Here is a 24,530-nt window from a genome sequence, read left to right on the forward strand (position 1 = left end):
GGCGGCATCGACGGCCTGCTGCACATCACCGACATGGCGTGGAAGCGCGTGCGCCATCCGTCCGAGGTGGTCAACGTCGGCGACGAGCTGGACGTGCGCGTGCTCAAGTACGACCGCGAGCGCAACCGCGTGTCGCTGGGCCTCAAGCAGCTGGGCGACGATCCGTGGGTCGCCATCTCGCGTCGCTACCCGGTCGGCAGCCGCATCTTCGGCAAGGTCTCCAACGTCACCGATTACGGCTGCTTCGTCGAGATCGAGCCGGGCGTCGAGGGCCTGGTCCACGTGTCCGAGATGGACTGGACCAACAAGAACGTCAACCCGGCCAAGGTGGTGCAGGTCGGCGACGAGACCGAGGTGATGGTGCTGGACGTGGATGAAGAGCGTCGCCGCATCTCGCTGGGCATCAAGCAGACCCGCTCCAACCCGTGGGAAGCCTTCGCCGCCATGCACAAGAAGGGCGACAAGGTCTCCGGCCAGATCAAGTCGATCACCGACTTCGGCATCTTCATCGGCCTGGAAGGCGGCATCGACGGCCTGGTGCACCTGTCCGACATCTCCTGGCAGGCCTCTGGCGAAGACCTCGTGCGCAACTTCAAGAAGGGCGACGAGATCGAGGCGGTGGTGCTGGCGGTCGATCCGGAGCGCGAGCGCATCTCCCTCGGCATCAAGCAGATGGAGCAGGACCCGTTCGGCCAGTTCATGGCCAACAACCCGCGCGGCACGATCGTCACCGGCACGGTGAAGGAAGTGGACGCCAAGGGTGCGGTGGTCGACCTGGGCGAGGGCGTGGAGGGTTACATCCGCGCCAACGACATCGCCAAGGAGCGCGTCGAGGACGCCACCCAGTACCTGAAGGTGGGCGACAAGGTCGAAGCCAAGTTCACCGGCATGGATCGCAAGGGTCGCCAGCTGGCGCTCTCGATCCGCGCCAAGGACGAGGAAGACCTGCACGACGCGATGGCCGAGTACGGCTCGGCGGCCGGCGGCACCACCAAGCTGGGCGCGCTGCTCAAGGAGCAGCTCAACAAGTCCGAGTAATTCCTCTAGAATTACAATGACTTGAGTACGAAGCGGGGCGGCATCCAGCCGCCCCGCCGTTTAACGTCACGGACATTGGGGACCCATGACCAAATCCGAACTGATCGAGGCGCTCGCCAGGCGCCAGACCCACCTCGCCTTCAGCGACGTGGAGCTCGCGGTCAAGAGCGTGATCGAGCAGATGAGCCACGCGCTTGCCCAGGGCGAGCGCATCGAGGTCCGCGGCTTCGGCAGCTTTGCCCTGCATTACCGGCCGCCGCGCATGGGCCGCAATCCCAAGACCGGTGAAGCCGTGGCGCTGCCGGGCAAGCACGTTCCGCATTTCAAGCCGGGCAAGGAATTGCGCGAGCGCGTAAACCTGTCGCTGCAGGCGGAGACCGAAGCGGCCTGAGGCACGGCGAGGGGAGTTCATCGACTCCAGGCGGTTCCAAGGCAGGCGGCGCGAGCCGATCCTGCCTTTTTTGTCGCGTCTCACGCGAGGCAGGAGGGGCGCGCCCCTTTGTCCTTCGGGTGGAGCAGGGACGGCCTGCCGATTGCATTTTTTGGTGCCTGCGGTCCGTGCCAGTTCGAGCGGTTTCCGGTAAAGTCGCCCGATGCGATTGATTGCCTTGCTCATCCTCGCGTTGTTCGTCGTTGCCGGCGTGATCGTCGGTGCGCTCAATGCCGATCCGGTGAGCTACGATCTGGCGCTCTTCCGGGTGACCCTGCCCAAGGGGGCCGGTTTGCTGGGTGCGCTGGTGATCGGCTGGCTGCTGGGCGGACTCACCGCCTGGCTGGGCATGAGTCTGCGCCATCGGCGTGTGCTGCGCCGCGCGCGGCCGACCAACGGGAAGACGCCGGCCCGCGCATGAGCATCCTCTACGTGCTGGTTCTGCTGGTGCCGGCCGCCTTCGCAAGTGGCTGGTTCGCGGCCCGACGGGCGGCGGTGCACCGTTCGGGCATGCGGGTCAGCGAGTTGTCGTCGGATTACTTCCGTGGCCTGAACTACCTGCTCAACGAAGAGCAGGACAAGGCGATCGAGGTTTTCCTCAAGCTTGCCGAGTACAACCGCGACACCGTGGAAACCCACCTCGCGCTGGGCAACCTGTTCCGCCGTCGTGGCGAGGTCGATCGCGCCATCCGCCTGCATCAGCACCTGGTTTCGCGACCGGGCCTGACCGAGGCGATGAAGACGGTTGCCCTGCTGGAACTGGGCGAAGACTACATGCGTGCCGGCCTGCTCGACCGCGCCGAGGCGCTGTTCTCCGATCTGGTCGCCATGAATGCGCACGCACCGTCGGCGCTGCGGCACCTGGTGGCGATTTACCAGCACGAACGCGACTGGCACAAAGCGATCGACCATGCGCGCCGGCTCGAGGCGATGACCGGCGACGACGAGTCACCGATGATCGCCCAGTTCTATTGCGAACTGGCCGAACAGGCCCGCCAGCACGGCGCGCGATCGGAAGCACGCGACTACCTGCATCAGGCGTTCGAATGCCAGTCCGACTGCGTGCGCGCGTTCATGCTCACCGGGCGCCTGCATGCCGAAGCCGGCGAGCACGCCGAGGCCGTCGAAGCGTACGAGGCAGCGGTCGGCGCGGACATCGCCTTCGTGCCCGAAATTCTGCCGCCGCTGCTGAACAGCTATGCCCGCACCGGCCAGATGGAGCGTGCCGAGCATTTCCTTCGCGATATCCTCGCGCGCTACAACGGCATTTCTCCCGTGCTGGCGTTGACCAAGCTTTACAACCAGCGCGACGGCGAGAGGGCAGGCATCGAATTCCTGACCTCGCAGCTCCGCCAGCGTCCTTCGGTGCGTGGCCTGATGGCACTGATCGATGCCACGATGGACAAGATCGGCGGCGAGGCCCGCGAGAATTTCCTGATCCTGCGCGACCTCACCCGCAAGCTGCTCGAGGGCCAGGCGATGTACCGCTGCAGCCGCTGTGGCTTCGGCGCCAAGGCGCACCACTGGCAGTGCCCCAGTTGCAAGGGTTGGAGCACCATCCGCCCGATCCACGGTGTCGCCAACGAGTGATCGGGAGCCTCGTCACCGCGGTGCTGGGATGGAGCCTGGTCGCGCTGGTGATCGCGGCAACGGCGGCGCGTGGCGCAATAGCCTACGCGCACCGGCGCGGCATGCTCGACCAGCCAGGACAGCGCCGCTCCCATGCGCTGCCGACGCCGCGGGGCGGGGGCATAGGCATTGTGCTGGCGTGCACGGTCGTGTTGCCGGGGGTGTTGTGGGGCCTTCCTGGCCGATGGCCTGCCTCGGTGATCGCGAGCCTGGTGCTGGCCTTGCTGCTGGTGGCGGCGATCGGATGGTGGGACGACCATCGGCCACTGCGGCAATGGCCGAGGCTGGGCGTCCAGTTGATGGCGACCGCGCTCTTCAGCCTGGCGCTGCTCGTCGACGCCGGCATTACCTGGCAGTGGTTGCCGCTGCTGGTGCTGGCCGGTGGCTGGAGCATCAATCTGCACAATTTCATGGACGGCATCGACGCCCTGCTGGCACAGCAGGGCGTCTTCGTGTCGGCCGGGATCGGGTGCCTTGCCGCCAGCGTCGACCAACCGGCGTTGGCGGGTGCGGGCATTGCCGTCGCGGCGGCTTGCGCTGGCTTCTGGCTCTACAACCGGCCACCCGCGCGCATCTTCATGGGCGATGTGGGAAGCGGTAGCGTCGGGCTGCTGTTGTTTGCCCTTGCGGCCATGGTGTGGCGGCTGGAACCGGCGCTGCTCTGGCCGGCGCTCATCCTTGGGTCGGGCTTCGTTACCGATGCCAGCTTGACGTTGCTGAACCGCTTCCTACGCGGCAGGCGCTGGTATGCTCCGCACCGCGAGCATCTGTACCAGTGGCTGGTACGATCCGGCCGCACGCATGCGCGCGCTGTCGCGTGGTACCTGGGCTGGAACCTGCTCGTCGCCGCACCCGCGGCGTTCATGGCCAGGCAACACCCTGCCATGGCATTGCCCGCCTGTGCCGCCGTCTATACGGTGGCAGGCGCAACATGGATCGTTACCAAGCGCCGCTGCATGCGGCGTGCATTGAAGAAGGATCGTCATGTCGCCCCGTAAATGGATCGCCCTCATCCACCCGAGGCTCGCCGTCGTCGCGCACGACCTGGCGATGGCCGGTTTTGCCTGGTGGATCGCCAAGGCGCTGCGTTATGCCACCGTGCCGGGCCAGGACGGCAGTTTCGACGCCCTCGAGTTCCCCATCGTGCTGGCCATGCAGGGGCTGATGTTCACCTGGACCGGCCTCTACAAGGGTGTCTGGCGCTTCGCCAGCCTGCCGGACCTGTGGAACATCCTGAAGGCAGCCGTGTTCGGCGCGCTTGCCATCGGCCTGGTGCTTTTCCTGTACGAGCGCATGGAAGGCGTGCCGCGTTCGGTGCTGTTGCTCTACCCGGTCGCATTGACGCTGCTGCTGGGCCTGCCGCGACTGGCCTACCGGTTCTGGAAGGACAGCCGGCTCGACCTGTTCAGCACGCGATCGTCGAAACGCGTGCTCATCGTCGGTGCCGACCGCGCGGGTGAGGCGCTTTCCCGTGACCTGCGCCACGATGGCCGCTTCAGCGTCATCGGTTTCGTCGACGACAAGGCGACCCTTCGCGGTGCCTCGATCAATGGCCACCCGGTGCTGGGTGGCATCGACCAGTTGCCGGAGCTGGCCCGCGAGGCGGCGGTCGAAATGCTGCTCATTGCGCTGCCTGGCGCGAGCACGGGCGAGATGCGTCGGGTGGTGGAGCTTTGCGACCAGACCGGTCTGCCGTACCGGACCGTCCCGCGGCTGGAGGACGTGGTCGCCGGCCGCGCGCAGTTCAACGAGATCAAGGAAGTGGCGATCGAGGACCTGCTCGGCCGCGATGCGATCGAACTGGACTGGACTTCCATCCGCGAGACGCTCACAGGTCGGCGCGTGCTGATCACCGGTGGCGGTGGTTCGATCGGTTCGGAGCTCTGCCGCCAGGTCGCCCGTCTGGGCGCGCAGTCGTTGATCATTGTCGAGCAGAGCGAATACAACCTCTACCGCATCGGCAAGGAATTGCGCAGCGACTATCCCGAGCTGCTGCTCGAGTGCGTGCTTTGCGACTGCGGCGACCGTGTCGCGATGCAGGAGACGTTCGCCGAAACCAAGCCGCAGGTCGTCTTCCATGCGGCCGCCTACAAGCATGTGCCGATGTTGCAGAAGCAACTGCGGGCCGCCTTCCGGAACAACGTGCTGGGCACCCGGACGGTGGCGGACCTGGCCAACGAGTTCCATGTCGAGTGCTTCGTGCTGATCTCGACCGACAAGGCGGTGAATCCGACCAGCGTGATGGGCGCCTGCAAGCGCGTCGCCGAAATCTACTGCCAGAACCTCAACGCGCATTCGGCCACGCGCTACATCACCGTCCGGTTCGGAAACGTGCTTGATTCGGCCGGTTCGGTGGTGCCGCTGTTCCGCCAGCAGATCCGCGATGGCGGCCCGGTCACCATCACCCATCCGGAGATCACCCGCTACTTCATGACCATCCCGGAGGCCTGCCAGCTGATCCTGCAGGCGGCGTGCCTGGGGCAGGGCGGCGAGATCTTCGCGCTGGACATGGGCGAGCCGGTGAAGATCCGCGACCTTGCCGAGCAGATGATCCGGCTTGCCGGCAAGAAGCCGGGTACCGAGGTGCCGATCATCTACACCGGCCTGCGCGCGGGCGAGAAGCTGTTCGAGGAACTGTTCCACCATCTCGAGAACTACAGCGCCACCGCGCACGCCAAGATCTTCCTCGCACAGCACCGCGAGGTTTCGTGGGAATTGCTGCAGGCGCTGCTGAACAAGGCCGGCGAAGCCACCGCGGTTTTCAACGAAGACGAATTGCGGCGCTGCGTTTCCAGCTTGCTGCCATCGTTCCGCTGGAGCGATACGGCGCAGCCGGACAACGTGGTGTCGATCCGCCGCGAGGCGGGCCGCATGGAACAGGGCCGTATAGAGACAGGAGAGATGTGAGTGACCAAGCCGTTGCGCAAGGTGGTGTTCCCCGTAGCTGGCCTCGGCACGCGTTTCCTCCCGGCGACCAAGGTGGTCGCCAAGGAAATGCTGCCGGTGCTGGACAAGCCGCTGATCCAGTACGCGGTGGATGAGGCGGTGGATGCTGGCGCCGACACCCTGGTGTTCGTCACCAACCGCTACAAGCACGCGATCGCCGATTACTTCGACAAGGCCTACGAACTGGAGGCCAAGCTGGAAGAAAAGGGCAAGGACGAGCTGCTTGCCCTGGTGCAGGGCACGCTGCCGTCGAACGTGCGGGCCATCTTCGTCACCCAGCCGGAGGCCCACGGCCTGGGTCATGCCGTGCTCTGTGCAAAGCCGGTGGTGGGCAACGAGCCCTTCGGCATCATCCTGCCGGACGACCTTATCTGGAATAAGGGCAAGGGCGCGCTGGGCCAGATGGCGGCACTGGCCGAATCGGAGAACGCGGGCGTGATCGCGGTCGAGGAAGTGCCAAACGACCAGACCGACAAGTACGGCATCGTGGACGCGGACCCCATCGACCAGCGCAGCGCACGCATCCGCTACATGGTCGAAAAGCCCAAGCCGGCCGATGCACCGTCGAATCTCGCCGTCGTCGGTCGGTACGTTCTGCCGGGCCGGATTTTCGAACTGCTCGAACAGACCCAGCCGGGCGCCGGTGGCGAGATCCAGCTTACCGACGCCATCGAGGCCTTGCTGATGGAACAGGGCAAGGTGCTGGCCTATCGTTTCGAAGGTACCCGCTTCGATTGCGGCAACAAGGCCGGCCTCGTCCGCGCCACCATGCACATGGCCATGCAGGATCCCAAGCTCGCACCTGTTGTGCGCGAGTTCGCCGGTCAGCTCTGACGCCCACCGCTTGAACTTCTGAACGCGCAGGAGCCCGCCTGCGGGTGAGGCGCCTGGCAACCACCGCCAGCGCGTCGCCCGCATGCGGGCCCTTGGGCGGCCGGCGACGTCGTTTCCGGATACCGGTGGGCCATCGTGGCAGGCCGGGCCCTTCGACCTGTCGGTAGCGCCAGCCACCGCGATATGCTCAGCCGTCGCCCGCCTGGCCCCGCTCGCATGACGTCGACGCCTGCCCTTTCCTACTACCGCGCCACGGCCACCCCGTACGCTCCCTATGCGCCGCTCGAGGGCCGGCAGGAGGCGCGCGTGGCGGTGATCGGCGGCGGCTTTGCGGGCCTCAACACCGCCCTGGGCCTGGCTGAGCGCGGGCTGCGCGACGTGGTGCTGCTCGAGCGTGAGCAGGTCGGCTACGGTGCCTCCGGTCGAAACGGCGGCTTTGTCTTTGCCGGTTATTCGCTGGGTGAGCAGGCCCTGTTCGATCAGTTGGGCCAGGCGCGGGCGCGGGCGCTGTTCAGGCGCACCATCGATGGCGTGCATTGCATCCGCAGGCGCATCGCCGATTACGCGATTTCCTGCGATGCGGTCGATGCCGGCGTGATCTGGGCGAACTGGTTCCGCGATCCGGGCGTGCTGCTGGAGCGCCAGCAATTGCTGGCCGAACGCTACGGCGTCCGGTGGGAGTGGCTGGGGGCAGCCGAGCTGGGCGAACTCGTGCACAGCCCTCGGTACCACGACGGGCTGTTCGAGCGCGATGCGTTGCACCTGCACCCGCTCAACTATGCGATCGGCCTGGCCGGCGCCGCGGCCGGGCAGGGCGTGCGCATCCACGAACACAGCGAGGTACGCCAGCTGCGGCGTGAGGGCGCCCGCTGGCGCGTGCTGACCGCCGCCGGCGAGGTCCTGGCCGAGCAGGTCGTGCTGGCCTGCGGCGGCTACCTGGCCGGACTGGAGCGGCAGGTCGACCGCGCCATTCTGCCGATCGCCACCTATGTGATGGTGACCGAGCCGCTGGGCGATCGCCTGGCCGAGTGCCTGGCCACGCGTGCGGCCATTTACGACACGCGCTTCGCCTTCGACTACTACCGGCCCTTGCCGGACACGCGACTTCTCTGGGGCGGCCGCATCTCGGTGCTCGATCGCTCGCCGCGTGCCGTGCAACGACTGCTGCGGCGCGACCTGCTACGCGTGTTTCCGCAGCTGGGCGAGGTCCGCGTCGACTACGCCTGGTCGGGCCTCATGAGCTATGCGCGTCACCAGATGCCACAGGTCGGTGGGCGCGGGAACGGCCTCTGGTGGGCGCAGGCCTTCGGCGGCCATGGGTTGAGTTCGACCTGCGCGGCTGGCGAACTGCTGGCCGCGGCGATTGCCGAGGATGACCAGGCGTGGCGCCAGTTCGAGCAATATGGTCTGGCTCCCACCTATCGCCCGTTGGGTTTCATGGGAGCGCAGGCGAGCTACTGGCGTGCTGAACTGCGAGATTGGCTGAAGGCGAGACTGGAAGGATGAGCGTGGAAGACATCAGCTGGGCGGATTTCGAGAAGGTGCTCATAGCGGCCGGCACCATCGTGCGCGTGGAACCGTTTCCCGAGGCGCGCAAGCCGGCATGGAAGGTGTGGGCCGACTTCGGGCCCTACGGCGAGCGCAAGACCAGCGCGCAGATCGTCTCGCTTTATGCACCCGAGCAGTTGGTCGGCAAGCAGATCGTGGGCGTGCTCAATTTCCCCGAGAAGCAGATCGGGCCGTTCCGCTCGCAGTTCCTGCTGACCGGCTTCCATACCGATGCGGGCGTCGTCCTTACCACGGTCGACCGGGCGGTACCGAACGGCGCGCGCATGGCTTGAGTTTGGCGCACGGCTCGTGCCGGCGAGCCCGTGCTGGACGCGCTGACGGTGATCCGGCCAATGCTGCGGGTGGCCAGCCCGCGTCGTAGGGGCCTTGGAACGAGTGTGCCCCGTCAACGGTCCTGCGTCTGCACGTGCACCGGCTTGCCGGCATGCATGACGGCGATACCGGAAGCGAGGCGGGCCTGCGCTTCGTCGGGTACCACGGCCAGTGCTTCGGCGGCGCTCTCCACCGCCACCACGTCGAGTAACCGGATCGCCGCCTGGCCATCCACTTCCAGTGTGTCGCCCGGTGTCAGCAGACATGACAGCCGCACGCGATGCAGATGTCGCTTGCTGCCGCCCCGATAGTGCATGCGTGCCACGATTTCCTGGCCGGGATAGCAACCCTTGTCCAGTGACGTGGCATCGAGTGCGGCCAGGTCCAGCCAGGCGGGCAGTAGCTCGCCGGCGGTACCGGGCGCCAGCCAGGGCCAGCCGGCGCGGAGCTGCGGCAGGCGCCAGTGATCATCACCCTGCGCGGTGAGCTTCAGGCCGTGCGTACCGCAGCCGAGCACCAGACCGCCGTCCTGCTCGACGACGGCGTACCGCGGTGCGGCCGGCGTGGTCGCCAGCTGCTGCACCGGCAAGGCCCCGACACGCACCTTGGCGCGAAACACGTAGCGCTGTAGCTCGTCTGCCAACGCCTGTGCCTGACCTCCGCGCAGCAGCAGTTGCAGACGCTGCCCATCCAGCCGGATCAGGTGGAACAAGGCGCGCACGCGGCCCTGCGCATCCAGCCAGGCACTGAATTGCCAGCAGCCATCGGCCAGCGAGGCGAGGTTGCTGCTGAATTGCGACTGGGCGAACGCAATCGCGTCCGGGCCTTCGAGAGCGACGAGCTCGGCGGGGTAGGTACTGGGCATGGCGCATGAAATAAGGGAAGCACCACGTGAAGGCAAGATGCCGACAGGTTTTCACGCGCCAGTCAAGGTTGTGCTGCTCGGTCAGCGCGTATTACGCTTCTGCGGCTTTACTTATGTCCGAGACCTCCTCCCAGAACGAATCCGCCCCTGCTTCCGCGCCCGCGGAGCAGCCCGCCGTGCCCGCGCGGCCGGCCCAGGGCGAGACGCGACCGGAGCGGCCGGCGCCGGATCCCACCCGCTACGGCGACTGGGAAAAGAACGGACGCTGCATCGACTTCTGATCCGCCCGTGGCGGCGCGAGCCGGCACGGGGACATCGGGAGCGGGCGACTCGGGCGAGACGCGAATCCACTACACGGACAGCCGCCATGGCAGACACGCGACGACCGCTCTCACCGCATCTTTCCGTCTACAAGTGGCAAGTGCAGATGGTGACTTCCATCCTGCACCGCGCCACCGGCATCGCCCTGTCCGTGGGCCTGCTGCTGGTCGCCTGGGGGCTGATCGCACTGGCCGGGGGCGAGGAGCGTTTCGGCCACTTCACCGCCTTCGTCGGCAGCCCGGTCGGCCTCATTTTGCTGATCGGCTGGAGCTGGTCGCTGTTCTACCACCTGTGCAACGGCATCCGTCATCTGGTGCAGGACGGTGGCTACGGTTACGAGATCGTGCAGTTCGTGCGCTCGAGCTGGGCCTCGATCATCGTCAGCCTGCTGCTGACCGCGGCCGTCTGGGCCTACGTGCTGACCCTGGGAGCCGCCGCATGAGCGCCTATCCGAAGGAATACCGCAACCCGCTGAAGAAGGCCCGCGGCCTGGGCTCCGCCCAGCATGGCGTGAGCCACTGGTGGGTGCAGCGGGTGACCGCCATCGCGCTGGTCGGCCTGGGCATCTGGCTGGTCGCGCTCGTGCTGCGCATGCTGCACGCCGACTACGCCACCGCCCGCGCGCTGGTCGCGCGGCCGTGGAACGCGGTGCTGCTGATCGCCTTCGTCGTGACCTCGTTCTGGCACGCCGTGCTCGGCCTGCAGGTGGTCATCGAGGACTACGTGCACACCCGCTGGAAGGAAGCGACGCTCCTGATGGCGATCAAGTTCATTGCCGTGCTGGCCACGTTGGCCGGCGTGCTCGCGGTGCTGCGCATCGCCCTGGGAGCGTGAGTTCGATGGAAGCCTACAAGGTTCAGCAACACAAGTATGACGTGATCGTGGTCGGCGCCGGCGGCGCGGGCCTGCGCGCCACTTTCGGCCTGGCCGAGAAGGGCCTCAAGGCCGCGTGCATCACCAAGGTCTTCCCGACCCGCTCGCACACCGTGGCGGCGCAGGGCGGCATCTCCGCCGCGCTGGGCAACATGGGCGAGGACGACTGGCGCTTCCACTTCTACGACACCATCAAGGGCTCCGACTGGCTCGGCGACCAGGACGCGATCGAGTACATGTGCAAGGAGGCTCCGGCGGCGATCATCGAGCTGGAGCACTACGGCGTGCCGTTCTCGCGCACCGAGGAGGGCAAGATCTACCAGCGCCCGTTCGGTGGCATGACCACGCACTACGGCAAGGGCACCGCGCAGCGCACATGCGCCGCGGCCGACCGTACCGGTCACGCGATCCTGCACACGCTCTACCAGCAGGCGCTGGCGCATGACGCGGCGTTCTTCATCGAGTACTTCGCGATCGACCTGATCTTCGACGAGCAGGGCGTCTGCCGTGGCGTGCTCGCGCTGGACATGAACGAGGGTACGCTGCACTTCTTCCGCGGCCATGCGGTGGTGCTGGCCACCGGCGGTTACGGCCGCGCCTACTTCAGCGCAACTTCCGCGCACACCTGCACCGGCGACGGCGGCGGCATGGTGCTGCGCGCGGGCCTCGCGCTGCAGGACATGGAATTCGTGCAGTTCCACCCGACTGGCATCTACGGTGCCGGCTGCCTGATCACCGAAGGCGTGCGCGGCGAGGGTGGTTATCTCACCAACTCCGAGGGCGAGCGCTTCATGGAGCGCTACGCGCCCAGCGCCAAGGATCTCGCTTCGCGCGACGTGGTCAGCCGCGCGATGACGATCGAGATCCGCGAAGGCCGCGGCGTGGGTCCGGAGAAGGACCACATCCACCTGAACCTGATGCACCTGGGCGCCGACGTGATCCACGAGCGCCTGCCGGGCATCGCCGAGTCGGCACGCATCTTCGCCGGCGTGGACGTGACCAAGGAGCCGATCCCGGTCATCCCGACGGTGCACTACAACATGGGTGGCATCCCGACCAACTACCACGGCGAAGTCGTGCAGAAGAAGGGCGATGACGTCGATGCCGTGGTGCCGGGCCTGTTCGCCATCGGCGAGGCGGCCTGCGTGTCGGTGCACGGCGCCAACCGCCTCGGTTCCAATTCGCTGCTCGACCTGGTGGTGTTCGGCCGCGCCGTAGCCGGCCGCTGCGCCGAGCTGATCAAGCCCAACTCGCTGCACAAGGACCTGCCGGCGAGCATCCTGGACAAGGCGCTGGGCCGCTTCGACGCGATCCGCTACGCCAAGGGCAACAAGCCGACCGCGCAGATCCGTGCCGAGATGCAGAAGACCATGCAGAAGGACGCCGCCGTGTTCCGTACCGGCGAGACGCTTGGCGAGGGTAAGCGCCGTATCTCCGAGGTGTTCGACTCGTTCAAGGACGTCAGCGTCACCGACCGCTCACTGGTGTGGAACTCCGACCTGATCGAGACGCTGGAACTGTCCAACCTGCTCGCGCAGGCGGTGGTCACCATGCACTCGGCCGAGCAGCGCATGGAAAGCCGTGGCGCGCACGCGCGCGAAGACTTCCCCGAGCGCGACGACGAGCACTGGATGAAGCACACCCTGGTCAGCCTCAGCGATGCGGGCCAGACCAGCTTCGACTTCCGCCCGGTGCACATGTACACGTTGACCGACGAGGTCGACGTGGTGCCGCCGAAGAAGCGCGTTTACTGATAACCGGACCGGAGAGACAACGTGGCAGAGTTCACGCTACCGAAGAATTCCAAGATCCAGTCCGGCAAGCATTACCCGGCCAAGGGCGCGACGAAGGCGCGCACCTTCAAGGTGTACCGCTGGAGCCCGGACGACGGCCAGAACCCGCGCGTCGACACCTACGAGGTCGACATGGCCACCTGTGGTCCGATGGTTCTGGACGCATTGCTGAAGATCAAGAACGAGATCGATCCGACGCTCACGCTGCGCCGCTCCTGCCGCGAAGGCATCTGCGGTTCGTGCGCGATGAATATCGACGGCACCAACACGCTGGCCTGCACCAAGGCCATCGACGACTGCAAGAGCGGCGAGGTCGCGATTTATCCGCTGCCGCACATGCCGGTGGTCAAGGACCTGGTGCCTGACCTCACGCACTTCTACGCGCAGTACGCCTCGATCAAGCCGTGGATCCGCACGCAGAGCCCGGCACCGGCGCGCGAGCGCCTGCAGTCGCCGGAAGACCGCAAGCAGCTGGACGGCTACTACGAGTGCATCCTGTGCGCCTGCTGCTCGACCAGCTGCCCCAGCTACTGGTGGAACGGCGATCGGTACCTCGGTCCGGCCATCCTGCTGCAGGCCTACCGCTGGATTGCCGACAGCCGTGACGAAGCCACCGGCGAACGCCTGGACGACCTGGAAGACCCGTTCAAGCTCTACCGCTGCCACACCATCATGAACTGCGCGCGGACCTGTCCGAAGGGTTTGAATCCGGCCAAGGCGATCGCGGAGATCAAGAAGCTGATGGTCGAGCGCCGCTCGTAACAGCCGCATCTGGGCACCCTCTCCCCGCCGGGGAGAGGGCTGGGGTGAGGGGCCACTCTTGCGACAAACGTTCACCAAGGCCGTTGCTGTGCCGCCAGAACACTTGAAGCGCGTCGCGCCCAGGCACCCGGCAAAGCGTGTCGAGGCTCTGTTCCGCTTTTCCCGCGAGCCCCGTCTCTCACCCCAACCCTCTCCCGAGAGGGGAGAGGGAGCCAGGGCTGGCGCTTCGCGCCTCGTTTCACCATGAGCCTCGCCCGCCTGCGCTGGCGTGCCCGCCGTGGCACGCGCGAACTCGACGCCCTGCTGGGCGGCTGGCTGGACGAGCGCTACGCGGACGCCGACGCGCCGACGCGCCAGGCCTTTGACGAACTGCTCGATGCCCAGGATCCGGACCTCTGGGACTGGGTCATGGGTCACGCGCAGTCCCCGCGCAGCGACTGGCAGGCGATCATCGATGACATCCGCACCCGCCATCGGCTTTGACTACCGGCCCTCGCGGCTGCCGGCGCGGCTGCTGGCGCTGGTTACCTTTCTCGCTTTCGTCGCCATCGCACTGAGCGGCGCACCGGTCGGAGCCAGGCTGCTGCTCGCGGCAGGCACTTCGGTGCTGGCCGTCACCGCGGTCCGGCGCTCGATGCACTCCGACATCACCGGCATAGGCTACGGCGCGGATGGCTGGGCCGTGTATCGGGCCGACCGTACGCAGCTTCCGGCCACGCTGCTCTCCCATCGGGTGATCGGAACCTGCGTGCTGCTGCGTCTGAGGACCGACCGGGCGACCGAGACCCTGGTGCTGGCACCGGACAACAGCGACCCGGACATCCGCCGCCGCCTGCGCATGCGCCTGGCCGCGCAATCTCCCGTGGCTGGAATCCTGTAGGAGCGCCCTGGGCGCGACCGTATCCTCAGAGATTGCGTTTGCACCCGAGAGCGCCCCGGCGTCTCGCGCGCGGCACTTTTCTGCGTGGGCACGGTCCGAGCGAATACCCGATAATGCACTGACAGGGCGGCCCGCCCACCGACTGGAAGAAGCGACCGCCCATGTTCCGACCGCTCGAGCTGTTCATCGGCCTGCGCTACACGCGCGCCAAGCGCCGCAACCAGTTCATCTCCTTCATCTCGACCGTGTCGATCGTCTGTATCGCCATCAGCGTCACGGCGCTGATTACCGTGATGTCGGTGATGAACGGCTTCGATTCGGAATTGCGCACGCGCATCCTTGGCGCGATTTCGCATGCGACCGTGTCGGGGCTGCCGGGCGAAGCGGTGCGCGACTGGCCGCGCGCGGTGCACATCGCCGAAGCCAATCCGCACGTGAAGGGCGCTGCGCCGTATGTGGAGATGGAAGCCTTCCTGCAGGCCCGCCGTCCCGGCCCTGCGCTCGTGCGCGGCGTCGATCCCGCGCAGGAGCCGAAGGTGTCGGACATCAACACGCACATGGTCGAGGGCAGTCTCGATGCGCTCAAGCCCGGCAGCTGGAACATCGTGCTGGGCAAGGAGCTTGCGCTGACGCTCGGCGTGACGGTTGGCGACCGCGTGACCATGGCAGTGCCCGAATTCCGCGCCACCCCGATGGGCAGCGTGCCGCGCCTGCGCGGCTTCCACGTGGTCGGCATCTTCGAACTGGGTATGCAGGAGTTCGACTCCGGCCTGGCCCTGGTCAATATGCAGGATGCCGAGAAGCTCGGCAGCCTGGATGGCCCGAGCGGCATCCGCCTCAAGCTCGACGACATGTTCAACGCACGCCCGGTTGCCCGCGAACTGGCCAATACACTGGGCCAGTTCTACGTGGTCCAGACCTGGATGGACAGCCATGCCAATTTCTTCTCCGCCATCTCGATGGAGAAGCACGTGATGTTCATCATCCTGTCGCTGATCATCCTGGTCGCGGTGATCAACCTCATCTCGATGCTAATGATGCTGGTCACCGACAAGCAGGCGGACATCGCCATCCTGCGTACGCTTGGCTCGACGCCGCGAAGCATCATGGGCATGTTCATGGTGCAGGGCGTGCTGGTGGGCGTGGTCGGCATCGGCTTCGGCGTCGGCCTGGGTTCGCTGCTGTCCTGGAAGCTGCCCGTTATCGTCAAGTGGATCGAGCACGTCACCGGCGTGACTTTCCTCTCGCCGGACGTCTATTACATCAGCGAAGTACCAAGCAGGCTGGTCGCCAGCGACGTGGGCTGGGTCACGCTGGTCACCTTCCTCTTCTCGCTGCTGGCCACGCTCTATCCCGCGTGGCGCGCCTCGCGCACGCAGCCGGCACAGGCGCTGCGCTATGAATAAGCCTTTCACCATGGACAAGAACGTCGTGCTTCGCGCCAGCGGGATCGCCAAGACCTACGAGGAGGGCGACCTGAAGACGGAGGTCCTTACCGACGTCAACTTCACCCTCAGGCGTGGCGAGACGCTGGCGATCGTCGGCGCCTCCGGTTCGGGCAAGAGCACGCTGCTGCACATCATCGGCGGGCTGGACACGCTGACCCGGGGCGAGGTGGAAGTCGACGGGCGCGTCCTCTCCAGGCTTTCCGACGCCGAGCGCGGACGCGTGCGCAACCGGTCGCTGGGGTTCATCTACCAGTTCCACCATCTCCTGCCCGAGTTCACCGCGCTGGAGAACGTCTGCATGCCCCTTTTGATCCGCGGCGTGGCCATTGCCGAGGCACAGCGCCAGGCGCGCGTGCTGCTGGAGCGGGTGGGGCTGGGCAAGCGCGAAGAGCACAAGCCGGCCGAGCTTTCCGGTGGCGAGCGCCAGCGCTGCGCGGTGGCGCGTGCGCTGGTCACGCGCCCCGCCTGCGTGCTCGGCGACGAACCCACCGGCAACCTCGACGAGGGTAACGCCGCGCAGGTTTACGAGTTGATGCTCGAGCTCAATCGCGAGGTCGGTACCAGCTTCATCCTGGTCACCCATGACCACCGCCTGGCGGCCAAGATGGACCGCACGCTCGAACTCCACAACGGCATGCTGCAGGAAAAAGTTCACGCGCCGCTGGCCTGAAGGTCGCCCCGAGCGGCAAGCGGCTGCCGCGTCGCGCCGAACGCCTACATACATTTCAGCCACCCTGCGAGCCCTCACCGATTAGGCTTGGCCTTCCCCACGGGAGGGCGGAATGCGCGAGGCACGGATGCCCGGTGCGGCGACAACCGGTATCGCCTTGCTGCTCGGCGTGGCGACCGCGCAATGGCTACCCGCCTTGCCGCCGCCTGCGTGGAGCGCGCTGCCTGGCCTGGTCGTCCTTTGGGCCAGTCTGCGCTGGCCGCGTCTGCGTGTGCCCGCACTGGTGCTGCTTGGTGCCGGCTGGGCGATCTGGCGGGGCACCCTGGCGCTTGACCTGCGCCTGCCGCGCGACCTGGAGCGGCACGACTTCGACGTGAGCGGCACGCTGTCCGGCCTGCCGCAGGTGCGCAGCGATGCCACCCGCTTCGTGCTCGATGTCGACCACGCGAGCCTGGACGGAACACCCGTGCCGCTGCGCGGCCACGTGCGCCTGAGCTGGTATGACGATGCGCCCGTATTGCCGACCTGTTCGCGTTGGCAGTTGCACGTGCGGCTGCGCCGCCCACGCGGCCTGATCAATCCTGGAGGCTTCGACGGCGAGCGCAGCGCGCTGGAAAAACGCATCGCCGCGACAGGGTATGTCCGCCAGGATGGGGCCAACCGACAGCTGCGGGTGGACTCCTGTGTCGATGGCCTGCGCGACCGCATCGCCCGCGATATTGCCGCGCGCGTGTCCACCCCGCACGACGCGGCGCTGCTGCAGGCGTTCTCCATCGGCGACACCCGCGGGCTGGACCAGGATGATTGGGAGGTGGCCCGCGCCAACGGCGTGCCGCACCTGATTGCCATCTCGGGTTTCCACGTCGGCGTTGCCGCGCTGTTCGGGGTCATACTGGTGCGCCTGCTGTATCTGTCGGGGCCGGGCCTCGCGCTGCGGCTGCCGCGTTTGCCGGCGCAGGCGGCCGCCGCGCTGCTGGCCGCCGGCCTGTATGGGGCACTGGCGGGCTTCGGGCTGCCCACGGTCCGTACCCTGCTGATGATCGCCGTAGTGGCGCTGGCCCGCTGCAGCCGGCGCGCCATCGGCGGTGCCCAGACCCTCGGCCTGGCCCTGATCGCGATGTTGCTGGCCGATCCGCTGGCCGTGCTGTCGGCGGGCTTCTGGCTGTCGTTCGTGGGCGTCGCCTTCCTGATGCTCTGCCTGGACGCCCGCCCGCGCGGCCTGCGCGGCTTCCTGCACGAGCTGTCCGCCGGGCAACTGGTGATGACGGTGGCGCTACTGCCGCTCACGCTGTGGTTCTTCGGCGAGGCCTCGCTGGTCGGCGCACTGTCGAACCTCATCGCCGTGCCGTTCGTGAGTTTCGTGATCGTGCCCTGTGCGCTGGTGGGCGTGCTGCTGCTCCTGCTCGCGCCCGCCGCCGCGACGCCCGTGCTCAAGCTGGCTGCCGTCTTCGCGCATGCACAGTGGTGGCTGCTGGAGCGGATGGCGAGCTGGCCCGGCGCCCACTGGTACCTGCCCGAAGTCGGGCCCGCGGCTCTGCTGCTGGCTACGTCGGGTGCCCTGTGGCTGTTCGCCCCGCGCGGCCTGCCGCTGCGAGGACTGGGCCTGGTGTTGTTCCTTCCGCTGGTCTGGCCGGTGGCGCGGCTGCCAGCCGTCGGTGGCTTCCAGGCGTGGGTGCTGGACGTGGGGCAGGGGCTGTCGGTGGTGGTGCGTACCCACGGACACGTACTGGTGTACGACGCGGGTGCCCGTTATCCCTCGGGCTTTGATCTGGGAGAGGCGGTGGTGGTGCCGGCAATGCACGCGCTGGGCATCGGCCGCCTGGACGTCCTGATGGTCAGCCATGCCGACAACGACCACGCCGGTGGTGCCCCGGCGGTGGCCCGCGCCTTCCCGGATGCCGTGCGCTATGCCGGCGAGCCGGGACGCATGCCGCTGCGGATGCAAGCGTGCCGGGCGGGGCAGGCCTGGCGCTGGGACGGCGTCGCCTTCCGCGTGCTCTCGCCCGGTGCCCACGCGGCCGGTCGGCGCAACGACCGCTCCTGCGTGCTGGCCGTGGACGGCGCGGGTGGGCGTCTGCTGCTCACCGGGGATATCGGCAGCGAGCTGGAACCTGCCGTGGCGGCAGCGGTCGGGAGCGCGCGCCCGACCGTGCTGGTGGTGCCGCACCATGGCAGCCGGTACTCGTCCGATCCGTCCTTCATTGCCGCCATCGCACCGCGCCTGGCGCTGGTCTCGGCCGGTTGGCACAACCGGTTCGGTCATCCGCATCCGCTGGTGCTCGCGCGCTACGCCCGGGCGGGCGTGCCCTTGTTGAACACGGCGACCCGCGGCGCCATCGAAGTCGACGCCAGGCCAACCGCCGAGCCCGCCGTGAGGGCCACCTGGCGCCAACGCTGCGCTCGCTACTGGCGCGAGTGAATGGCCGTTTTTGCAACTGCCAAGCGCACCGCGGAACGATGTGAAGGGACTGCTATGATGCGGCCTCCCCTTGAGATCTTGCCCTGGCGGGAGTTAGGCAGTGCTTGAAATTCTGATGGCTGGCGGGTGGGCGTTGGCCCCCATCCTGATCTGTTCGGCGGTGGCTCTGGCGATCGTGCTGGAGCGCTGGTGGTCCCTGCGCCGCAAGGCCGTACTGCCCGACGGGCTGGGCGAGGAAGTACGCAAGTGGGCGCGCAGCGGCCAGCTCGATCCGGCGCATTTGGATGCCCTTGCCGCCGGCTCGCCACTGGGCGAACTGCTGGCCGGCGCCCTGGCCGTGCGCAACCGTCCGCGCGAGCAGATCAAGGAGCGTATCGAGGACACCGGGCGCCACGTCGTGCACCGCATGGAGCGCTACCTCAACACGCTGGGCACCATCGCCCTGATCGGTCCCCTGCTGGGCCTGCTCGGCACCGTGATCGGCCTGATCCGCATGTTCATGCAGGTGATGGCCGGCGGCATGGCCGATCCGACCAAGATGGCCGGTGGCATCGGCGAGGCCTTGATCTGCACCGCCATGGGTCTGGTGGTGGCGATCCCGGCCTACGTGCTGCACCGCTACTTCCGCTCGAAAGTGGCCGGCTATTGCGTGGACATGGAAAAGCAGGCCACCGCGCTGCTGGATGAATTGACCGGCACGCCCGCCCCGGCGGCCCGCCCGCGGCGTACCGCGGCGTCTGCCGCGACCAGCGCCTGAGGACGAGCATGCGTATCGGTTCCGACCGTCGGCAGGACGACTTCGAGATCAACGTGATCTCGCTGATCGACGTGCTGCTGACGCTCCTGATGTTCTTCGTGCTGACCACCACGTTCGTGCAGCATTCGCGCCTGCAGGTCACGCTGCCGCAGGCCAGCGCCGAAGAGCGGGACATGCAGGCGCCCGCGCTCACCGTGATGATCGACCGCGACGGCCATTTCTACGTCGGCAGCGACGCGGTGGTGGGCGAGGGCGTCGATCCGCTCAAGCAGGCCATCGCGCGCGTGGCTGGCGATGACCGCGACCGCGCCGTCACCATCCGGGCCGATGCACAGACGCCGCACCAGGACGTGGTCACCGCCATGGACGCGCTCGGCCAGCTCGGTTTCACCCGCCTGGCGATCGCGACCACGCCCAGCCAGGAAGGCGCGCGTTGACAACTCCCCGCAAGGTGGCGGTCTGGGATGCCGAGACCCTCGGCGTCTACAAGCGGCTGCTCGGCTACACGCGGCGCTGGTGGCTGATTGGTGCGGTGGCCATTGTCGGCATGGCGGTCGACGGCGGCGCGCTGGCGGCCTTCACCCAGAAGCTCCGACCGATGATCGACGAGCTCTTCGCCAAGAAGGACCCGTACCTGATCTTCTGGATGCCGATCTGGATCGTGGCGATTTTCGCCGCCCGCGGCATCGGCACCTTCGTCAGCAGTTACGGCATCTCGTACGTGGGCCGTAACGTCGTACAGGCGATGCAGGCCGACGTGTTCGCCGCCTACCTGCGGCTGCCTGCGGCGTTCTTCGGCAAGGAGCCCTCGGGCCAGCAGATCTCGCGCATCACCTACACCAGCGAGCAGGTGGCTTCCGCGTCCACCGATGCGCTGAAGGTGGTGGTCACTGAAGGCGTCACGGTGATCGGCATGCTGTACGTGATGCTGACCAACAGCGCCTATCTCTCGCTCACGCTGCTGATGATGGCCCCCGGCATCGCGCTGGTCGCCACCATGGTCAGCCGGCGCTACCGCCAGATCAGCAGGCGCATCCAGGGCTCCATGGGCTCGGTGACCGGCGCGGTGGACGAATCGGTCAATGCGCATCGCGAGGTCCGTGTCTACGGCGGGCAGCAGCACGAGGCTGCGCGCTTCGCCGAGGTTTCCCATCAGGCGCGCCGCCTCAACATGAAGATCGCCACCACGAGCGCGTCGTCCAGCACCGCGATCCAGACCGTCGCGGCGCTCGCGCTCGCGCTGCTGGTGTACCTGGCGACCCGCCCGCAGGTGATCGACGGCATTTCACCGGGCGTATTCGTCACGGTGCTGACCGCGATGGGCGCCATGATGCCCTCGCTGAAGCGCCTCGCAAACGTGCAGGGCACCATCCAGCGTGGCATCTCGGCGGCCGAGGACCTGTTCGAGGTCATCGACCTGCCGCCGGAGCAGGACACCGGGCGCATCGTGCTCGAGCGCACCCGTGGCGACCTGCGCTTCGAGGCGGTCCGCCTGCGCTATCCGCGCAGCGACATCGACACCCTGCGCGGCATCGACCTGCATTGCGCACCGGGCACCGTGACCGCGCTGGTCGGCCGCTCCGGCAGCGGCAAGAGCAGCCTGGCCAGCCTGTTGCCGCGTTTCCAGGAGCCCAGCGCCGGGCGCATCGTGCTCGACGGCCAGGACTACCGCGAGTACACGCTCGACTCGTTGCGCCGGCAGATCGGCTGGGTGGGGCAGAGCGTGGTGCTGTTCGACGGCACCATCGCCCAGAACATCGCCTACGGCGAACTGGCCGGCGCCAGCGAAGCGGACATCGTGGCGGCGGCCGAGGCGGCCAATGCGATGGAGTTCATCCAGCGCCTGCCCGGGGGCATCCACAGCCCGATCGGGCAGGGCGGCGGCATGCTTTCCGGCGGCCAGCGCCAGCGCCTGGCGATCGCACGCGCCATCCTCAAGAACGCCCCGATCCTGGTGCTGGACGAGGCCACCAGTGCGCTGGATACCGAGTCGGAGCGGCTGATCCAGCAGGCTCTGCAGCGGCTGATGCGCGACCGCACCACACTGGTGATCGCCCACCGTCTGTCCACCATCGAACATGCCGACCAGATCGCCGTGATGGACCAGGGGCGGATCGTTGAACGCGGCACTCACGCCGAATTGGTAGCCTTGGGCGGTCAGTACGCCGCGCTCCATCGCATGCAGTTCCACGAGGAAGAAGGCTGAGGCGTCCCCCATGGCGCTTGCGCAGAAGCTGGAAGAAGCCTGGTACGGCGAGGCCCGCATCCCCGTGTGGGTGCACCCGCTGTCGTGGCTGTATGCCGGGGCGAGCGGCCTGCGCCGTTTCCTCTATCGGCGCGGCTGGCGGCGCACCGTGCGCCTGCCGGTGCCGGTGGTGGTGATCGGCAATATCACCGCCGGTGGCACTGGCAAGACGCCGCTGGCCATCGCGGTCGCCCAGGCGCTGCGTGAGCGCGGCTTCACCCCCGGCGTGGTCAGCCGCGGCTATGGCGGGCGCCAGCGCGAGCCGTTGCTGCTCGGCGACGCGCCCAACCCGCAACAGGTCGGCGACGAGCCCAGCCTGATCCGCAGCCAGGGCATCCCGGTGGCGGTCGGCCGCGACCGTCCCGCCGCCGCGCGCCTGCTGATCGGCGCCGGCTGCGACGTGGTCATCGCCGACGACGGCCTGCAGCACTACCGCCTCTCGCGCGACGTGGAAGTGTGCGTGATCGACGCGGTGCGCGGCTTCGGCAACGGGCGCCTGCTGCCCGCCGGCCCGCTGCGCGAACCGCTGATGCGCCTGGCCACCTCCGACCTTCGCGTCTGCAACGGTGGCGAACGCACCGGCGCCTATTCGATGCAACTGCGCGGCGGCGAGGCCTGCTCGCTCACCGACGACACCTGCCAGCCCCTGACCGCCTTCACCGGCCAGCGCGTGCACGCCGTGGCCGCCATCGGCCATCCGGCCCGCTTCTTCGACAGCCTGCGCGGCTACGGCATCCTGCCGGTCGAACACGCCTTCCCCGACCACCACGCCTTCGTCCCCTCGGACTTCAACCTCGGCGAAGACCTGCCGGTGCTGATGACCGACAAGGACGCCATCAAGTGCCGACGCTTCGCGCAGCCGGCGTGGTGGCGGGTGCCGGTACGGGCGGAGTTGCCTGCGGATTTCTTTGACGCGCTGGCGAGCCGCATCAGGGCGGCCACGGGCCATGAGTCAGGCTGACTCGTCGGTCTCGCGCTTCCAGTCGATCTTCAGGCAGGGCACCGTGATGGCGCCCAGAAGCCGCGGCTTGAAATAGCTGTCGTCGTAGTATCGAATCTTGTTGCATCGGATGGGATGCGGCGTTCCCTCGATAAAGACGATTTGCTTCTTCGGGTCGAGCGCCTTCAACTCCTGCGGCAGCATCAATGCGCGCTTTTCCTCCACTTCCGCCAGGGAAACGCTGCTGCCTTGACCGAATCCTCCCTTGGAGCGCGTGCGTTGCCGTTTGCGCTGTGTGGTGTAGCCGAGCATCTCGCTGTATTCGTTGGCGTCGCGCTGCTCTCGTGGCGTGTAGATCATCTGGCAGGCCAGGTTGGTGATCATGCTGCGCGCCTTTTCCGGCCCGTAGACAGCGTCCAGCTGGGCGAGCGACTGGATAACGCAGAACACGCGCACGTTGTATCCCGCGAAGTACGCCACACCATCGACCATGACATCGACCCGGCCCAATGCCGTGAACTCGTCCAGCATGAACAGGCATTGATGCCTAAGCGAGGCGTCCTTCTCGGGCGTAACGTCAACGTTGAGTTTGATCGCCTGGTTGAAGAACAGGTTCAGCAGTCCGGCCGCCTCGGTGAGCTTGCTGGGGGAGATGCCCACATAGATTGACTGCACTCTGCGGCGAAGGTCGGGCAGCCAGAAGTCGTTGCCGGAAGTTGCTTTGTCCAGGATCGGATTGGACAGGATCAGGAGCGGGGCCTGCGTGCTGGCGATGACGGAGGTGAACGTCTGCTCGGCGAGCGTGACGATGTTGGCAAAGGCTGTGCGGGTTTCACGGCTGACGTGGGCGAGCTCGAGCACCGACTTCAGGTGCGCCTTGAGGTCGTCGCCGTTACCGGACAGGAGGCGATAAATGGCGCCGAGCGTGGGGTAACCATCGTGCCGCGCGAAGCCCTTGCCAACGCTGTCGGCCCAAGAGTCGAACAGCAGACTTGCCGCAGCGACGAACGTCGAGCGCGCCATATTTGCCCAGAACGGATCCTGGTTGGGCGGATCTTTGTACAGGCAGGCCGCGATGGCCTGGAGGTCGGAGGCGCGGTGAACCCCATCGGACCGGACGTAAGCAAACGGGTTCCACCGGTGCGTGCGCAGATCCTCCGCAAACGGGTTGAACAGGTAGGTGGGGCCGAGTTTGGAGCGCCATTTCGAGGTGATGTCGAAGGCTTCCTGCTTTATGTCGAGCACGACCATCGAGCCCTGGTAGCTGAGCAGGTTCGGGATCACTGCACCGACGCCTTTGCCGCTTCGCGTCGGCGCCGCCAGCAGGGCGTGGCGAGTACCGGCGAGGCGTAGAAACCCAGCCCCGAACTTGCCTACGATGATGCCGTTCGGATCTTTGTCGAGGAGGCCCAGGCGGGCCAGGTCGCTACGGGTGGCGAAGCGGGCATCGCCGTGGGTGGAGCGCGCGGGCGCCCTGAGCATGAAGTAAAACATGCCCACCCAAGCAGCCAGCGGCAGCCCGAAGCCAACGCCACCAGCGAACTTGATCTGGTCCGCGTAGGGTTGCACCTCCGGCCTGGCAATCGCGGCCAGGTAACGACCATACGTTGAAAGGCCGAGGGGCACCGGTAACTGGAGAAAGACAAGAACGAGCCATCCGGAGGCATACAGTCCGGTAATCAGGGCCAGCACCAAGCCGAAGGAGGCGGTGATCGCCTTGTTGCGTGAAGTCATGAGCCCAACCTCCACGTGGGTACGCCACGCCGACCTTTCCTTCCTAAGGAACGGTGCCCCATTCG

The 24,530-nt window shown here is 67.2% G+C and carries 25 protein-coding genes; 23 read left to right on the forward strand and 2 right to left on the reverse strand.

All coding sequences use genetic code 11. The features are described 5' to 3' along the window. The 9 genes from VFH59_RS16645 to VFH59_RS16685 all read left to right on the forward strand — a co-directional run. On the forward strand, positions 1-1,038 hold a 1,038-nt coding region (locus tag VFH59_RS16645), incomplete at its 5' end, for a 30S ribosomal protein S1 (protein ID WP_325166031.1). Between the two features lie 85 nt (positions 1,039-1,123). Continuing rightward, positions 1,124-1,429, forward strand: coding sequence for an integration host factor subunit beta (locus VFH59_RS16650; RefSeq protein ID WP_325166032.1), 306 nt, complete (start codon positions 1,124-1,126; stop codon positions 1,427-1,429). 202 nt (positions 1,430-1,631) lie between these two features. After that, positions 1,632-1,889 (forward strand): DUF1049 domain-containing protein, encoded by a 258-nt coding sequence (locus VFH59_RS16655; protein ID WP_325166033.1) that lies wholly within the window; start codon positions 1,632-1,634, stop codon positions 1,887-1,889. Then, positions 1,886-3,058: a lipopolysaccharide assembly protein LapB gene (lapB, locus tag VFH59_RS16660; RefSeq protein ID WP_325166034.1), complete on the forward strand. Its 1,173-nt coding sequence runs from the start codon at positions 1,886-1,888 to the stop codon at positions 3,056-3,058. The genes VFH59_RS16655 and lapB overlap by 4 nt, the downstream gene beginning before the upstream one ends. Beyond that, the gene (locus tag VFH59_RS16665; protein WP_325166035.1) at positions 3,055-4,095 is read left to right on the forward strand and encodes a glycosyltransferase family 4 protein; all 1,041 of its coding nucleotides are present in this window, start codon (positions 3,055-3,057) and stop codon (positions 4,093-4,095) included. The genes lapB and VFH59_RS16665 overlap by 4 nt, the downstream gene beginning before the upstream one ends. Beyond that, a complete protein-coding gene (locus tag VFH59_RS16670) occupies positions 4,082-6,004 on the forward strand; it encodes a nucleoside-diphosphate sugar epimerase/dehydratase (RefSeq protein ID WP_325166036.1) in 1,923 nt (640 codons plus the stop codon). Before VFH59_RS16665 ends, VFH59_RS16670 begins: the two co-directional genes overlap by 14 nt. Further along, positions 6,005-6,877 (forward strand): UTP--glucose-1-phosphate uridylyltransferase GalU, encoded by an 873-nt coding sequence (gene galU / locus VFH59_RS16675; RefSeq protein ID WP_325166037.1) that lies wholly within the window; start codon positions 6,005-6,007, stop codon positions 6,875-6,877. A gap of 216 nt (positions 6,878-7,093) precedes the next feature. Continuing rightward, positions 7,094-8,383: an FAD-binding oxidoreductase gene (locus tag VFH59_RS16680; RefSeq protein WP_325166038.1), complete on the forward strand. Its 1,290-nt coding sequence runs from the start codon at positions 7,094-7,096 to the stop codon at positions 8,381-8,383. Between the two features lie 2 nt (positions 8,384-8,385). After that, positions 8,386-8,718: a tRNA-binding protein gene (locus tag VFH59_RS16685; RefSeq protein WP_325166039.1), complete on the forward strand. Its 333-nt coding sequence runs from the start codon at positions 8,386-8,388 to the stop codon at positions 8,716-8,718. Positions 8,719-8,831: 113 nt separating this feature from the next. On the opposite strand, the gene VFH59_RS16690 is transcribed toward VFH59_RS16685, so the two are convergent. Next, positions 8,832-9,623, reverse strand: coding sequence for a folate-binding protein (locus tag VFH59_RS16690; RefSeq protein WP_325166040.1), 792 nt, complete (start codon positions 9,621-9,623; stop codon positions 8,832-8,834). A 176-nt stretch (positions 9,624-9,799) separates the two neighbouring features. On the opposite strand from VFH59_RS16690, the gene VFH59_RS18525 reads away from it, so the two are divergent. From VFH59_RS18525 to lpxK, 14 genes are all read left to right on the forward strand, one after another. Continuing rightward, on the forward strand, positions 9,800-9,904 hold the full coding sequence (locus VFH59_RS18525) for a DUF1674 domain-containing protein (protein WP_414655909.1): 105 nt from the start codon (positions 9,800-9,802) through the stop codon (positions 9,902-9,904). A gap of 86 nt (positions 9,905-9,990) precedes the next feature. Continuing rightward, complete coding sequence (gene sdhC / locus VFH59_RS16700; RefSeq protein ID WP_325166043.1) at positions 9,991-10,386, forward strand: succinate dehydrogenase, cytochrome b556 subunit; 396 nt, start codon at positions 9,991-9,993, stop codon at positions 10,384-10,386. Continuing rightward, a complete protein-coding gene (gene sdhD, locus VFH59_RS16705) occupies positions 10,383-10,778 on the forward strand; it encodes a succinate dehydrogenase, hydrophobic membrane anchor protein (protein ID WP_325166044.1) in 396 nt (131 codons plus the stop codon). The genes sdhC and sdhD overlap by 4 nt, the downstream gene beginning before the upstream one ends. A 5-nt stretch (positions 10,779-10,783) precedes the next feature. Next, positions 10,784-12,571, forward strand: coding sequence for a succinate dehydrogenase flavoprotein subunit (sdhA, locus tag VFH59_RS16710; protein WP_325166045.1), 1,788 nt, complete (start codon positions 10,784-10,786; stop codon positions 12,569-12,571). Between the two features lie 21 nt (positions 12,572-12,592). Continuing rightward, positions 12,593-13,372, forward strand: a complete 780-nt coding sequence (locus VFH59_RS16715) for a succinate dehydrogenase iron-sulfur subunit (RefSeq protein WP_325166046.1) — start codon at positions 12,593-12,595, stop codon at positions 13,370-13,372. Positions 13,373-13,615: 243 nt separating this feature from the next. Next, the gene (locus VFH59_RS16720) at positions 13,616-13,855 is read left to right on the forward strand and encodes a succinate dehydrogenase assembly factor 2 (RefSeq protein ID WP_325166047.1); all 240 of its coding nucleotides are present in this window, start codon (positions 13,616-13,618) and stop codon (positions 13,853-13,855) included. Then, positions 13,827-14,252, forward strand: a complete 426-nt coding sequence (locus VFH59_RS16725; protein ID WP_325166048.1) for a hypothetical protein — start codon at positions 13,827-13,829, stop codon at positions 14,250-14,252. The genes VFH59_RS16720 and VFH59_RS16725 overlap by 29 nt, the downstream gene beginning before the upstream one ends. 161 nt (positions 14,253-14,413) lie before the next feature. Next, the gene (locus tag VFH59_RS16730; RefSeq protein ID WP_325166049.1) at positions 14,414-15,658 is read left to right on the forward strand and encodes a lipoprotein-releasing ABC transporter permease subunit; all 1,245 of its coding nucleotides are present in this window, start codon (positions 14,414-14,416) and stop codon (positions 15,656-15,658) included. After that, positions 15,651-16,370 (forward strand): lipoprotein-releasing ABC transporter ATP-binding protein LolD, encoded by a 720-nt coding sequence (lolD, locus tag VFH59_RS16735; protein ID WP_325166050.1) that lies wholly within the window; start codon positions 15,651-15,653, stop codon positions 16,368-16,370. The genes VFH59_RS16730 and lolD overlap by 8 nt, the downstream gene beginning before the upstream one ends. A gap of 112 nt (positions 16,371-16,482) precedes the next feature. Next, positions 16,483-18,789, forward strand: coding sequence for a DNA internalization-related competence protein ComEC/Rec2 (locus tag VFH59_RS16740; RefSeq protein ID WP_325166051.1), 2,307 nt, complete (start codon positions 16,483-16,485; stop codon positions 18,787-18,789). A 100-nt stretch (positions 18,790-18,889) separates the two neighbouring features. After that, entirely contained in the window at positions 18,890-19,546 is a 657-nt protein-coding gene (locus VFH59_RS16745) for a MotA/TolQ/ExbB proton channel family protein (protein WP_325166052.1), read from the forward strand. An 8-nt stretch (positions 19,547-19,554) separates the two neighbouring features. Beyond that, the gene (locus tag VFH59_RS16750) at positions 19,555-19,983 is read left to right on the forward strand and encodes a biopolymer transporter ExbD (RefSeq protein ID WP_325166053.1); all 429 of its coding nucleotides are present in this window, start codon (positions 19,555-19,557) and stop codon (positions 19,981-19,983) included. Further along, a complete protein-coding gene (msbA, locus tag VFH59_RS16755; RefSeq protein WP_325166054.1) occupies positions 19,980-21,752 on the forward strand; it encodes a lipid A export permease/ATP-binding protein MsbA in 1,773 nt (590 codons plus the stop codon). Before VFH59_RS16750 ends, msbA begins: the two co-directional genes overlap by 4 nt. Positions 21,753-21,762: 10 nt before the next feature. Continuing rightward, positions 21,763-22,752 carry a tetraacyldisaccharide 4'-kinase gene (gene lpxK / locus VFH59_RS16760; RefSeq protein WP_325166055.1) on the forward strand — a complete coding sequence of 330 codons (990 nt, stop codon included), beginning with the start codon at positions 21,763-21,765 and terminating at the stop codon, positions 22,750-22,752. Here lpxK and VFH59_RS16765 read toward each other — a convergent pair. Then, positions 22,744-24,465, reverse strand: coding sequence for a type IV secretory system conjugative DNA transfer family protein (locus VFH59_RS16765; protein ID WP_325166056.1), 1,722 nt, complete (start codon positions 24,463-24,465; stop codon positions 22,744-22,746). The two genes, lpxK and VFH59_RS16765, sit on opposite strands and share 9 nt — an antisense overlap. Between the last annotated feature and the right edge of the window lie 65 nt (positions 24,466-24,530).

This window comes from Frateuria sp., assembly GCF_035695185.1.
GTDB lineage: Bacteria > Pseudomonadota > Gammaproteobacteria > Xanthomonadales > Rhodanobacteraceae > Frateuria_A.